The sequence below is a fragment of the Silvimonas sp. JCM 19000 genome (assembly GCF_054652575.1).
In genome coordinates this window covers 123,830-136,930 of sequence record NZ_BAAIHC010000010.1, presented here as the reverse complement: position 1 = coordinate 136,930, position 13,101 = coordinate 123,830, and the positions used below count along the sequence as shown (strand labels likewise).

At 57.7% G+C, this 13,101-nt stretch carries 9 protein-coding genes; 5 read left to right on the top strand and 4 right to left on the bottom strand.

Translation table 11 applies throughout. The annotated features are described in order from the left end of the window. Nucleotides 1-491 precede the first annotated feature (491 nt). From ACYQ1A_RS11390 to ACYQ1A_RS11375, 4 genes are all read left to right on the top strand, one after another. Nucleotides 492-2,246 carry a DUF1800 domain-containing protein gene (locus ACYQ1A_RS11390; protein WP_499362135.1) on the top strand — a complete coding sequence of 585 codons (1,755 nt, stop codon included), beginning with the start codon at nucleotides 492-494 and terminating at the stop codon, nucleotides 2,244-2,246. A 304-nt stretch (nucleotides 2,247-2,550) separates the two neighbouring features. Next, nucleotides 2,551-3,921, top strand: coding sequence for a DUF1501 domain-containing protein (locus ACYQ1A_RS11385; RefSeq protein ID WP_499362134.1), 1,371 nt, complete (start codon nucleotides 2,551-2,553; stop codon nucleotides 3,919-3,921). Nucleotides 3,922-4,777: 856 nt separating this feature from the next. After that, complete coding sequence (locus ACYQ1A_RS11380) at nucleotides 4,778-6,535, top strand: DUF1800 domain-containing protein (RefSeq protein WP_499362133.1); 1,758 nt, start codon at nucleotides 4,778-4,780, stop codon at nucleotides 6,533-6,535. After that, on the top strand, nucleotides 6,535-7,902 hold the full coding sequence (locus ACYQ1A_RS11375; RefSeq protein ID WP_499362132.1) for a DUF1501 domain-containing protein: 1,368 nt from the start codon (nucleotides 6,535-6,537) through the stop codon (nucleotides 7,900-7,902). Before ACYQ1A_RS11380 ends, ACYQ1A_RS11375 begins: the two co-directional genes overlap by 1 nt. On the opposite strand, the gene ACYQ1A_RS11370 is transcribed toward ACYQ1A_RS11375, so the two are convergent. From ACYQ1A_RS11370 to ACYQ1A_RS11360, 3 genes are read right to left on the bottom strand one after another with little or no spacing between them, the layout of a single operon-like run. Next, nucleotides 7,899-9,281: a c-type cytochrome gene (locus ACYQ1A_RS11370; RefSeq protein WP_499362131.1), complete on the bottom strand. Its 1,383-nt coding sequence runs from the start codon at nucleotides 9,279-9,281 to the stop codon at nucleotides 7,899-7,901. The genes ACYQ1A_RS11375 and ACYQ1A_RS11370 overlap by 4 nt on opposite strands. Continuing rightward, nucleotides 9,278-10,876, bottom strand: a complete 1,599-nt coding sequence (locus ACYQ1A_RS11365; RefSeq protein WP_499362130.1) for a GMC family oxidoreductase — start codon at nucleotides 10,874-10,876, stop codon at nucleotides 9,278-9,280. The genes ACYQ1A_RS11370 and ACYQ1A_RS11365 overlap by 4 nt, the downstream gene beginning before the upstream one ends. Next, nucleotides 10,873-11,364 carry a sugar dehydrogenase complex small subunit gene (locus ACYQ1A_RS11360; RefSeq protein WP_499362129.1) on the bottom strand — a complete coding sequence of 164 codons (492 nt, stop codon included), beginning with the start codon at nucleotides 11,362-11,364 and terminating at the stop codon, nucleotides 10,873-10,875. Before ACYQ1A_RS11360 ends, ACYQ1A_RS11365 begins: the two co-directional genes overlap by 4 nt. Before the next feature lie 458 nt (nucleotides 11,365-11,822). Here ACYQ1A_RS11360 and ACYQ1A_RS11355 point away from each other — a divergent pair, with 458 nt between their 5' ends. After that, entirely contained in the window at nucleotides 11,823-12,311 is a 489-nt protein-coding gene (locus ACYQ1A_RS11355) for a DUF2177 family protein (RefSeq protein ID WP_499362128.1), read from the top strand. 251 nt (nucleotides 12,312-12,562) lie between these two features. Here the strand turns inward: ACYQ1A_RS11355 and ACYQ1A_RS11350 are convergent, their stop codons facing one another. Further along, entirely contained in the window at nucleotides 12,563-13,054 is a 492-nt protein-coding gene (locus ACYQ1A_RS11350; RefSeq protein ID WP_499362127.1) for a Csu type fimbrial protein, read from the bottom strand. Between the last annotated feature and the right edge of the window lie 47 nt (nucleotides 13,055-13,101).

The window sequence follows — 13,101 nt, the reverse complement described above, 5'->3', positions numbered from 1 at the left end:
CCGATTTTGCAAAATTTTCAGATAAATCCTGTTGTTTCAGGGGCTTGTATCGACGGTGACTTTTATAAAAACCGACCGTTCATCCCCAAATAGTCGGCTTTCAGGCCTACCAGGTACCACCCTGGGGAGGCTCGGTTCACTTACGAGCAAAAGCCCAGCTTTGCTGTCAATTCTTATTTTTTGTGTAATCTGTGAATTTGACCACAATATTTGTAAGATAAGGTCAACGTGAATTTTTACCAATAAAAACAGGGGCTTGTGCTGCATATTTTCGAGGTCAGTAGGTCGTATTTTTACAACAAAAGCAAGAATAGGTAATTGCAGTAGAGAAATTGCGTAAGTGCAGCGTCATCGCTTTGGTCCGTTTTCCAGCGCCGGTTATCCATCAGCTATTCCTGAAATACTGATGCTTCAGGCTAAATACGGTCCATCGCGGCACCGGCCACAAGGCCCCAAGCGAAAGACGCCGCCCCACGCAATGGAGTTACACAATGGATTTTCAATTTGAAGTTTTGCGCGGTAAAAACGCCCTTCGCAGCGCCGCTGTAATGACCCTGACCGCCGCTCTGGCCGCCTGTGGCGGTGGTAGCAGCGATATCACTGGTACTCAGGATACGAGCCTGAAACTCCAGTCCAATCAAGACACCACGACCACCACTACGGTGACGCGTGCTGATGCACAACGTCTGCTGGAACAAGCCGCTTTCGGTCCGACCGAATCGGATATCGCAGATGTGCAACGCCTGGGTATCAAGGGCTGGATCAAGGCTCAGATGGCCATCCCGGCTACCGGCTACCACGGTTACTACTGGGTTGACCCGTTCCGCGGCGCCAGCTGCACCAACGAAGCCAACGTCGTCAAGTACGAAACCGATGCGCTCAAGATCAAATATTGCAGCCGCGATATTTTTGCGCCCAACGCCGTACAACGTACTTTCTTTACCAACGCCCTGAGCGGTAAAGATCAACTGCGTCAGCGCGTGGCTTTTGCACTGTCGCAAATTCTGGTGACCTCCGGTTATGAAGGCTACGCCCAGGCCGATTACCAGAACCTGCTGTTGAACCATGCGTTCGACACTTATAAAAACCTGATGACGGTGGTGACCCTGCACCCGACCATGGGTGACTGGCTGGACATGGTGAACAACGCCAAGCCCAACGCCGCCAAAGGCACTCAGGCCAACGAAAACTACGCTCGCGAATTTTTGCAGCTGTTTACCATGGGTACCAATCAGCTGAACGCCGATGGCACCTACAAGCTGGATGCCAAAGGCAAGCCGGTGGCTAACTACACCCAGGCGCAAGTTACTGCGCTGGCGCGTACCTTTACCGGCTGGACCTACCCGGCAGTTCCGGGTGGCAAAGTGGTGTGGAACGGCAACTCGGTGAACCACTCAGGCCAGATGGTTGCTATGGACGCCTACCACGACACCGATGCCAAGACCATTGTGGGTGGCACCGTGATTCCGGCAGGGGGCACCGCGACCAGCGATCTGAATGCAGCCATCACCGCCGTAACCAACAATGCCAGCGTGGGCCCGTTTATCAGCAAGCAGCTGATCCAGAAACTGGTGACCAGCAACCCGTCGCCGGCTTATGTGGCACGTGTTTCGGCCGTGTGGGGCAATAACGGTGCCGGTGTGCGCGGTGATCTGTCTGCAGTCGTGACCGCCATCCTGACCGATCCGGAAGCACGCGGTGACAGCAAGACCAGCGCTACTTACGGCAAGCTGCGCGAACCGGCGGTGTACATGCTGCAACTGCTGCGCACGCTGGGCGGTACTACCGATGGCATGGGCCCCAACTACTGGAGCACGGTGCAAGGTGAATCGGTTTACATGTCGCCTTCGGTGTTCAACTTCTACTCGCCGTCGTATGTAGCACCGGGTACCACGCTGAACGGCCCTGAATTTGGCTTGCTTAACACCGCCAGCCAGATCAACCGCTCCAACTTTGCTGTGCAGATGTTCTTCCTGGGTGGTGCGGCCGCTGACAAGTCGGTGACCAACTCGATCGGGACGCATATCGATGTCAGCAAGTTCGGCGCCCTGACTGACCGTGCCGCTGCAGTAGAGAAGTTCAACGACATCCTGATGCATGGCTCGATGACCGCAGGTATGAAGGCCGCCATCATGACCTACCTCAAGAACCTGACTGACGCTCAGATCAAGGCGATGCCCAAGCTGCTTGCTGCCGACATCTGCTACCTGATCGCTACGTCGCCGCAGTACGAAATCCAGAAGTAAATGTGGCGAAGCCAGTGCCCTCCAAAGGCACTGGCCCCCGCCGGAATCCAGAAGTAAACCCTTGATTTTTAATTGGTCGTGCGGTGCTGGAACATTTTGCAAACCAGCCCGCCACGCCCCCGGTTTGCGCCTTACTCGGCAAGCTTACAGCGTCCCCAGGTATCGACCTGGTTAAGTAAACACTGATACTCAGGCCTAATAGCACCAACGCGGCAGAGATCAGCAAGACGCAGTAAATGAGTGAGCCGCCCCCCTTAAAGACTTTGGCGTCCTGGACGTCGCCCATTTACGAGGTTTGGCAGATATGAATCGCAGAAAATTCCTGAAAGGCGCTGGTGGTGTTGGCATGGTTGCCGCAATGAGCCAACTGGGCGCACTCAAAGCCCTGGCTGATACCAGCTCTGATTACAAAGCCCTGGTCTGTGTGTTCCTGTTCGGTGGTAACGACTCGAACAACATGATCATCCCTTACGACAGCAGCAGCTACACCAACTACGCCGCCATCCGCGGTGGCCTGGCGCTGGCACAAACCAGCCTGGTGCCGTTGACCAACCCGACTGCAGGTCTGAATACCACCAAGACCGCTGGCGTGACGCAATTTGCACTGCACCCGGCCTTGTCCCCGCTCAAATCGTTCTGGGATGCTGGCCAACTGGCTGTTCAGTTCAACATCGGGCCGCTGGCTGCACCGACCACCCGTGCCCAGATTCTGGCCGGCACCGCAACCTTGCCGACCAACCTGTTCTCGCATGCTGACCAACAGCAACAATGGCAAGCCACGGGCACCGACGCACTGGGTATGGTGCGTGCCGGTTGGGGCGGCCGTGCTGCCGAACACGTTGGCGCCAATCTGAGCGGTATTTCGCCGGTGATGACGCTGTCGGGTAACGCGATCTACACCCAGGGCGACAGCCTGCGTCCGCTGGCCGTGCCGACTTATGGCAGCGTGTTCTCGCCGTTGTGGGGCGATGCTTATCTGGCGCAATCCGAAATCGGTCTGCGCAACCTGGCTTCGTCGCAACTGGAACTGGCGCAGGTGTCGATCAAGAACGCAGCCCTGGCGGCCAGCTCGACCATCAGCCCAATCATCAACAACAGCAGCTCGGCCGTGAAAGCCATGTTTGCTGGTCAGACCAGCGAACTGGCAGTGCAGCTGGCGACGGTGGCCATGCTGATTGAAAGCCGCGCCAAGCTGGCTCAATCGCGTCAGGTGTTCTTTGTGTCGCTGGGTGGTTTTGATACCCACACCAACCAGCTGGCCACGCAACAAGCGTTGTACGGCGTGTTGGGCAACAGCCTGGCAACCTTTATGAACGCCATGAATTCGCTGGGTCTGGGCAACAACGTCACCGTGGCCACCATGTCCGACTTTGGCCGTACGCTCAAGTCGAACTCCACCGGCGGTGCTGACCACGCCTGGGGCGGTCACCAGTTCATTCTGGGCGGTGCGGTCAAGGGCAAGAACTACTACGGTACGTTCCCGACCCACCAACTGGCCGGTCCGACCGACTATGGCGCAGAAGGGCGCTGGGTTCCGACCACGTCGGTTGAGCAATACGCCGCGACCCTCGCCACCTGGCTGGGCGTACCGGCGGCGCAACTGGCCTCGGTGGTGCCTAATCTGTCGACGTTTACTGCGGCAGGCTGGCCGGCTAACCTGGGCTTTATGGGTTAAGTCGCTACGCAATAATGAAAACGGCCGTGAGCAATCACGGCCGTTTTTTTGCGTGCGGTCGGTCTGTTTTGCCGGACTTTGCTCAGCCCGGTTTACACGCGCCGCGAGAAGGCGCCGGGTGGGCAACGCCACAATAAGCGGCAGAAGCTACGCGCCGTTCGTCCTTGGCAGACACTGGCGTTGCCCATCTTGTTTTCATTGAGCCCGCGTTTGCGTTTGTGTGAAATACCGTTTTAATTACAACCGGTATTGATCCTTGACGATCCACTTCACGCAGTCATCTTTCTACGTCAGATTGCCGGATTGGCAAGAATTAATTGCATAGTTGATGGTTATAAATTGTAAAACTCTATCCATGGCCTGGCGTATACAGGCTGATTCGATGGGCTTAATAGCGGCACGGATCGATTTGATCGACCCTTGAATTGAGATTCTGGATGAATAGCCAATAACCATATTGGACACAAGCTAATTGCGGGCTAAAGCCAATTCAGCCCTGACGTATGCGGCTGGCGCGCGCACATACCCAAATTATTTGACGTTGGCAACTGACCATTTGCGGCAGTGCTGCCCCTGTACGGCAGCTCATCGGGTATGGCCATGGCGACCTTGCTGCACTGTGGTCGCGCAGTAATCGGCATTGGTTATAGGCCCGGCAACCTGTCTGTTTGTATCGGCCTTTCATCTCTAATGTCTTTCTGTATCCGGGCGTCACTGCCTAAATAATCCCTGTCAAAGACGCGGCGTAATCGATCACATCGACCTGCATTAGTCGGTGATAAAAGGCAATAAACCGCATTGCCATTGATCTGCGACCAGCGCCGCGCAACATTTATTGATTCAAGGGGACAGGGCAATGTCGCATCAGGCATGGCGTGCGGGCTCGCGCGTCGGAGTAATGGGGGCGCTCGCGTTGGCGCTCGCCGCATGTGGTGGTGGCGGGGGCGGTAGCAGCGATAGCGCCAATAGCGGCGGTAGCAGCAATAGCAATAGCAATAGCAGCGGCGGCAATAGCGATGTGGTGTTTGTTTCCAGACAAGATGCCCAACGCTTTCTGGAACAAGCCAGCTTTGGTGCTGCACCGGCGGCGCTGGCGGATTTACAGGCGGGCACTGCCAATCAATGGATCGCGCGCCAATTCACCATTCCGGCCACAGGCTATAACGGATTCTTTTATGTCAATCCGTCTAATCAAGGCAGTTGCACCAGCGATGCCAACACCATTGCGCAATCGACCGATGCCTTGATGCTCAAGAATTGCAGTCGCGATTATTACGGCCTGACCCAGGTTCAGCGCATGTTCTTTGCCAATGCCATTAATGGTCAGGATCAATTGCGCCAACGGGTGGCGTTTGCCTTATCCCAATTGTTTGTGACCTCCGGCTATGAGGCTTATGCCCAGGCCGATTACCAGAACATGTTATTGAACGATGCCTTTGGCAATTTCCGCGATTTGATGCGTGATGTCACTTTGCATCCCGTCATGGGCAGCTGGCTGAATATGGTCAATAACGGCAAGCCCAATCCAGTAAAGGGCGTGCAGGCCAACGAGAATTACGCACGTGAATTAATGCAGCTGTTTACCATCGGCCTTGAAAAACTGAATGCCGATGGTAGCGTGCAAACAGATAGCAACGGGGACGCCATTCCTACCTATGGCCAGGCCGAAATTACCGCCATGGCCCGCGCCATGACGGGATGGACTTTTCCGCCGTTGCCGGGCGCCTTGTCCAAATGGACCAACCCGACCAATCGCGCGGGCAAGATGGTGGCGTTTGATAACCAGCACGATGTCGATGCCAAAGTATTGCTCAACGGCCAGACCTTGCCCGCCGGGCAAACGGCGCAACAAGATCTGGATGGCGCGCTCGATATTATTTTCAATCACCCCAACGTCGGCCCGTTTGTGGGCAAGCAACTGATCCAGAAACTGGTCACCAGCAATCCCGGCCCGGCCTATATTGCGCGCGTCAGCGCGGCATTTAATGACAATGGCAGCGGCGTACGCGGTGATATGAAAGCCGTGATCAAAGCCATTCTGCTGGACCCGGAAGCGCGCGGCAGCAATGTGGCGGATGCGGCTTATGGCCATCTGCGTGAGCCGGCCCTGTTTATGGCCAGTTTGTTGCGCACGCTGGGGGCAACCACCGATGGTATGAATCCGCGCAACGCGACGGCGGGTATGTCGCAAGCGGTGTTTGCCTCGCCCTCGGTCTTCAATTTTTATTCGCCGCAATATCGCGCGCCGGGCGCCGCTGATTTATACGGTCCCGAATTCGGCATTCTGGATACCAGCAGTGCACTGGCACGCATGAACGCGGTCGGCGCCGTGGTGTTGCAAAGCAATGGCGTGGCCGCGGATAGCAGCGTCAGCAATTCGGTCGGCACGCGCATTGATTTCTCGGCGTGGACCGGCATTACCGATCCGGACCAGCTGGTTAATCAAATGGCGGCCTTGCTGTTGCACGACGATTTGCCCGCCGACGCACACGCCACCATCGTGGCGCAAGTCAAAGCACTCAGCGCCAAAAGCGTGACCGCCAACCCACAATTACCCGCCCGCACCGTCGCTTATCTGATTGCGACATCGCCGCTCTACGAGGTCCAACGCTAATGAACCGTCGTCATTTTCTGAAAGGCGCGGGCAGCGCCGGTATGTTGGCTGCTTTGAGCCAGTTATCCTTGAGCAGCGCCTTTGCTGATAGCAGCAATGATTACAAAGCGCTGGTCATTGTCTTTCTGTTTGGCGGCAATGATTCCAACAACATGATCATTCCCTACGACGCGAGTGCGTATGCAACCTATGCCGGGGTACGCGGCGTGCTGGCGATTCCCCAAGCGCAACTCGCACCTTTGGCTAATCCGACTAATATTGATGCGAACGCCATGAACGGCGTGCAGCAGTTCGGTCTGCATCCGGCGCTGGCGCCTTTGGCGAGCTTGTGGGACGCGGGAGAAATGGCGATCCAGTTTAATGCGGGCACGCTGGCCAAGCCGACGACGCAAGCGCAATTAAAAACTGCGGGCTACAAGTTACCGGCCAATCTGTATTCGCATATCGACCAGCAACAACAATGGCAAACCACCGGGATTGCGCCGCAAGGTGCCGAGAGCAGTGGTTGGGGCGGCCGTGTGGCGGATTTGACTGCGGCCAATAGCAGTGTGCCGCCGGTGATTACCCTGGCGGGCAACAGCATCTTTACCCTTGGCAATACCACCCGGCCTTTGGCCGTGCCGACGGCAGGCGGTAGTTTTGGCTTGAGTTATGCCAATACGTCGCTGCAAAGCGCCGTGGCGGCACTGGCCACGCAAACCGGGAATACGCGTTTGCGCAATATCGATGGCCAGATCAAGCAATCGGCATTGGGCAACAGCGCCTTGCTCAATCCCATCGTCAATAACGCCGCCTCAACGGTGCGGCCGCTGTTCAGTGGCCAGACGTCTTCAATTGCCCTGCAATTGATGACCGTCGCCATGCTGATTGAAGCGCGCGCCAAGCTGGGATTATCCCGCCAGGTGTATTTTGTTTCGCAGGGCGGTTACGACACACATGGCGATCAACTGAATACCCAGAACACGCTGTATGGCCAATTGGGCAAAGCGCTGGCCACATTCAACAGCGCGGTCAGCAGTCTGGGCCTGGCGAGCAATGTCACCACCGCCACCATGTCGGACTTTACCCGCACGCTCAAACCCAATTCGACCGCAGGCAGCGATCACGCCTGGGGCGGGCACCACCTGGTGATGGGCGGGGCGGTCAAGGGCAAACAGTTTTATGGTCGCTTTCCGCAGCATGTATTGGGCGGACCGGATGATTCGACCAAAGAAGGCCGCTGGATTCCAACCACCTCGGTCGATCAATACGTGGCCACGCTAGCCACCTGGTTTGGCGTTACGCCCGCGCAATTAAGCAGTGTGGTCCCCAATCTGGCCAGCTTCACCAATGCGGGTTGGCCGGCCAATATCGGGTTTATGGCTTAGTGATGCAATACGCGTAGCGGGCGCCGCCGAATTGCCCAGAGCGAAGCAATAATTGCTAGCACCACCACGACAAAGGCGGCAATCGCCATGATCAGATAGGTCGATCCTTTACCGGGGTGGTGCAAGCGCTTTACAAAATGGGCATCAATCTGGCGCGCCGGATTGCCAAAGTGGTCGAGCAGATAATTGGTCAACGTTGCGATTTGCTGGTCGGTCAGTTTGTCGCCAAAGCCGGGCATAAACACCGTTTGATTACCCATATCCCTGTGCACGCCATTCAGCAATACCAGCACCAGATTGGCCGGGTTCTGCGCGCCTACCGTCGAATTGTGGAATAGCGACGGATAATAACCATCGCTACTGCCTGCGCCAGACGGGTTATGGCAACTGGCGCAATTGGCGCTGAACAATTCAGCCGCGCTGATGGCGTCATTGCTGGCCGAGATGCCGGCTTTGCCGCGCAAAGTGGTTTCGTCATGCGCCGGTTTGCCCCAGGTTGAGCGCGATTGATTGTCTTTGGGGTTATGAATCGGCGGCACGCTACGCAAATAGCCGACGATGGCTTTCAGGTCATCCGGTGATAGATAACGCAAGCTGTCTTCCACCGCTTCCGCCATCCCACCGGCTGCCGCCGCCCGACCGTCCGCCTTGCCGGTATGCAGATACTGGATTAATTCTTCGTCGCTCCAGCCGCCCACGCCGCTGGTTTTGTCCGCAGAAATATTAAACGCGTGCCAATTGCCGATTCGGCCGCCGCCAAAGGCTTTGTCGGCATTCAAACCCATGGTCAGCGTGCGCGGCGTGTGGCATTCCTGGCAATGCGCCAGGCCTTCCACCAGATAAGCCCCGCGATTCCAGACTTCATCTTTGCCCGGCTCCGGTTTGAATTCGCCTTCGCGGAAATTAATCAATTTCCAGCCCGCAATGGCCCAGCGCTGATTAAACGGGAACGGCAATTGAGTGGGCGGCGGGGTGTAATGAATGGCGGGCTGGGCAAACAGATAAGCCTTGATCGCCAGTACGTCCGCGCGCGGCATCAGCGTAAACGCGCGATACGGAAACGCCGGATAAAGCTGTTCGCCGTGTTTGCCTATGCCTTGATGCAGCGCGCGATAAAACTCGTCATCACTCCAGTTGCCTATGCCGGTTTCTTTGTCCGGCGTGATATTGGGGGTGTAGATCATGCCAAACGGCGAATCGATGCCATATCCGCCGGCGAGGGGTTTGTTTTTATCGGCGGTATGGCAGGCAAAACAATCGGCGGCCCGCGCCAGATATTCACCGCGTTTAATCAGCGCGGGATCATTGGGCGCGGCGGCATGTGCCAGCAGGCTGAATGCCGCCAGCACGCTCATCAAGGCAAAGCGATAGCGGCTCATAGCACCGCCTTCAAGGTATCGGCAATGCGCAACGATAAGGCGGCGATGGTTAGCGTGCAATTGACCGTGCCCGCCGTCACCATGGTGGCACCGCCCGCGATATACAGGTTTTCATGATCGTGAGTGCGGCAATGCGCATCGGTGACCGAATTGCGTGGATCGGTGCCCATAATGGCCGTGCCCATAATGTGATTGTTAGGGGCAAAGTCGTCATCAAAGCTGATTTCCTTGCCGCCAAACAATTGCGCAATGCGCGCATAAGCCTCATGCGTATGCGCCGCACTGCGCCGCACATAATCATCGATGGCATAAGTGATTTCAGGCTGCGGTATACCCAGCGCATCGCGATGCCCGGCGCTGGGCACGATGCGGTTGGCGGGGTCAGGCAGAATATCGTGGAAGCTGTTGATATTGACGGTGCGCGCGGCGCGATATCGGATTTCAGCGTCCAGCTGTTTACCCAGCAATCCCATTTTGATGGCTTTGCGCGTGGCCGGGCGGGTTTGCGCGCCATTATTCAAATGCAGTTTTTTACCGGCGTATTCGCTACGGAATGCGCCGTCACGCAAATTAACCACCGAAGTCATTTCCATCGGCCCGCGTCCGGCCCACAAATCCTCGTTGGCCAGAAAAGTCACGCCGGTGCCGGGATGGTCCATCAAATTGCGTCCAACCTGCCCCGAGCTATTGGCCACGCCCTCGGCACGATGGTCAGTCGACATCAGCAATAATTTGGGTGTTTCTATGCCGTTGGCCGCCAGCACAAAATAACGCCCGGATATGCGATGCGAAACCCCGGACGGATCTTTGTAATGCACCGCCACAATCCGGTTGGCGGCGCCGACTTCAATCTTGTACACCACGGCATTGGCCAGCAGCCGGGCGCCGGCACGCTCGGCTTTATCGACGTGGATAATGCCGCTATACATCGCGGCAATCGGGCAAATCGGCATGCAATTGTTATTGCCGCAACAGGAAGGGCGTTCGTCATAGGGCCGACTATTGCGCGCCACCGGTTCAGAAACAACCTTGAATCCATCGGCCGTCAATACATCATGAAAGCGTTGGTCATTCCACGATAGCGGCAATGCGGGCATGGGGTAGGGGGCAGAACGGGGTGAGCCCAGGTCAGTGCCGTCATTAGGCCCGGATACGCCCAACTCAATTTCGGCCTGATGGTAATACGGTTCCAGATCGGCATAGCTGATCGGCCAATCGCGGCCTACGCCATAGACCGACTGCAAGCGGAAATCATTGGGTAAAAAACGCCAGGTGGCTGCCGCCCAATGCCAGGTGGTGCCGCCCACGGCGCGAATATATTGGGAATTGTATTTTTGCGGGCCTTTGAAAATCAGATAGTTGTTTTCGGGGCTGTATTCCGGATGCGGGGCATGCGGCGTGCTGGGGTAGGGCGTCATGAAATCATCTTTGGCGGGCGAATTGCGGAAATTTTCCACAATGCGCCAGCGCTCGATGCGTGGCCCGGCTTCCAGGATCAAAACCGATTTACCCGCTTTGGCTAACTGGTGCGCAATCAAGGCCCCCGCCACCCCCGATCCAACAATGATTACATCGGCATTGCTGGCATCGCTCATATGCTGCGCGCCACGGTATGCGGCGGTTGCGCCGTCCAGTAACCCGGCGCCGCGCGGCAATAGCTTGGCGTGACCACCACGTCTTCGACCACTTGATTGCCGATTGCGGTTTTGTATTGCACGACCTGACCGCCTGCTTCGCCCAGATACCAGGCGCTGACGATGTTGCTGAGCGCTTTGGACAAAGCCGGATCATTTAACGCGGCGGCCTGCAGACCATCGACCCCGGCATTGGCGTGCTGCCACAAGGCGCTGGCCTGACCGGGGAAGGCGGGGTCTTTTTGCGACAATGCCGCGTAAATGCGATTGGCCACTTCGGTATCAAGCTGACTGCGGCCCGTTACCAGTTGCGACAACGCCAGAAATTCGGCCGGGGCGGCTTGCGGGCTGGCGGCTGCAGCCGCGTGCGCCACGCTGCCTTGCAGCCACGCCGGGAACGTCGCCATCATGCCCAGCGCGGCCACCAGCATCAAGGCACGGCGGCGCATGCGACCCTCGTCGGATAATTCGGCGCGGGCAGGGGGCGAATAGGGTCTATCCCTTTTATCGACTGGGGCGTCGAGCGGCAGTGGCATGGTGGGGCTCCGGAAAGGCTGATGGCGGTAAGGCAGATCGTGCGATATGCGCTGTATTTTCTTGTGCCGGTACGTGATGCCGGCGCCGGCGCTGCGGCGAGGGTCCGGCGCCAGGCGCGCGGCCACATCTTCAGGCCGTATTCTGGTTGGCGCGGCGGCTGGCCTTAAGCGGCGCGCTGCGGATAGTCCTGTCGGCGCACCACTGACAGCATAGGTGACAGCACTGACACGCCGCCGCAAATATTCATCGCGATCTCGCTATAAAGGCCCACATCCAGGCGCGCAATCCCGCCGATGCAGCGCGGGCCAGTGCTTGACTAAAGTACAGCCATCGACCACCGCAACCCGCGCCCCTGCGCTGGAGCCATAAAATGACCGCACCCGCCCGCCTCGACAGCGATCCCCGCATCCGCCTGAGCCACTTTCATCGTTACGCCATTGCCTGTGCGGCGGTGCTGGCGGCGGCCATGTTGCTCAATCTGCTGTGGCTGGGTCTGTTTGGTTATGACTTCACGCTGGGCGTGCCAACGCTATGGCAGCGGGCGGTGCCGGTGCGTAGCGATATCAATCTGGATCATTACCCGCTGGTGCTGTTGCTGCTGGCTATCATCCCGGCGCTGGACCAGCCCCGCTGGCGCAATGCCGCTGCACTCGGCTGCGTGTATGGGTTGGTGGTGCAGGGCGGTTATCTGCTGGCACATATGGGTACGCTCAAAGCCGTGTCGTCGGACTGGCTGATGGCCGATTGGGCTTGGGGCGGCTTGCTCGGCACGCTGGCCACCACCGCCGCATGGTGGGTGCGCCACCGCCAGCTGCATGGCCGCCAACGCGTGGTTTACCGCGCGGTGGGTCGAATGTAAGCGACTGCGCCATCGGGCAGCAAAACGCAGAATGGCCGCAAGCAATGCGGCCATTTTTACATGCGCGTTCCACGTCGATAAAAAAGGCCAGTCCCCCCAGACTGGCCTTCTGTCACTGCGGTACTGCCCCTGCTCATCCCACCTTGCGTAGTGAGTTCGGTATTAGCGCCCGGGCCACGCGTGCGGGCCGTTCGGGCTTGCTACAAATCTGGTGCAACCGGTCCGGGATCAAACCGGCGCTAACCACCCGCTTAGAACGAGATCGTGGCGGTGATGGTCGAGGAATACGTGCCTGCTGCCGGGGTGCTTTGCGGCGCGATCTGGCCATAGACCGAGATGGTCTGGGCCGAGCCGTTGCCTACGCCGGTGGCTGCATCCACACCGACGGTGTTGCCCCAGATTTGCGAGCGGCTGGAATCTTTGTACAGCTGGAATGCTACGGTCGGGCCACCGGCACCGGCTTGCAGCAGACGGCTGGATACGGCCGAGCCTGTGACGTTACCGGCATCCAGGCCAATGCTGTACGGGGCCGAGTTGGTGCAGGTAACGGACAGCGAAGTGCTTTGGTTGATGGCGGAGGTCAGCACACCTTGCGTGCCAAAGTTCAAAGCCGACGAAGTGATGGTGCAGGCAGCTTGCAGTGTCAGCGAAACCTGGAATTGCGAGGTTTGCGTGGTCACGGCAAAAGCATTTTGAGCGCCGATCAGGGTAGCAACGATTGCGAGGGCTTTGACGATTTTCATTTTGGGTAACTCCGCAAGGTAGGCCGCCAAGGTTGTTTGCGTGTGCG

Bases quoted from the DNA above. Each gene is read 5' to 3' on its own strand.
- ACYQ1A_RS11390 (WP_499362135.1), top strand. From the start codon at position 492: ATGGATTTTCAATTTGAAGTTTTGCGCGGTAAAAACGCCCTTCGCAGC.
- ACYQ1A_RS11385 (WP_499362134.1), top strand. From the start codon at position 2,551: ATGAATCGCAGAAAATTCCTGAAAGGCGCTGGTGGTGTTGGCATGGTT.
- ACYQ1A_RS11380 (WP_499362133.1), top strand. From the start codon at position 4,778: ATGTCGCATCAGGCATGGCGTGCGGGCTCGCGCGTCGGAGTAATGGGG.
- ACYQ1A_RS11375 (WP_499362132.1), top strand. From the start codon at position 6,535: ATGAACCGTCGTCATTTTCTGAAAGGCGCGGGCAGCGCCGGTATGTTG.
- ACYQ1A_RS11370 (WP_499362131.1), bottom strand. From the start codon at position 9,281: ATGAGCCGCTATCGCTTTGCCTTGATGAGCGTGCTGGCGGCATTCAGC.
- ACYQ1A_RS11365 (WP_499362130.1), bottom strand. From the start codon at position 10,876: ATGAGCGATGCCAGCAATGCCGATGTAATCATTGTTGGATCGGGGGTG.
- ACYQ1A_RS11360 (WP_499362129.1), bottom strand. From the start codon at position 11,364: ATGCGCCGCCGTGCCTTGATGCTGGTGGCCGCGCTGGGCATGATGGCG.
- ACYQ1A_RS11355 (WP_499362128.1), top strand. From the start codon at position 11,823: ATGACCGCACCCGCCCGCCTCGACAGCGATCCCCGCATCCGCCTGAGC.
- ACYQ1A_RS11350 (WP_499362127.1), bottom strand. From the start codon at position 13,054: ATGAAAATCGTCAAAGCCCTCGCAATCGTTGCTACCCTGATCGGCGCT.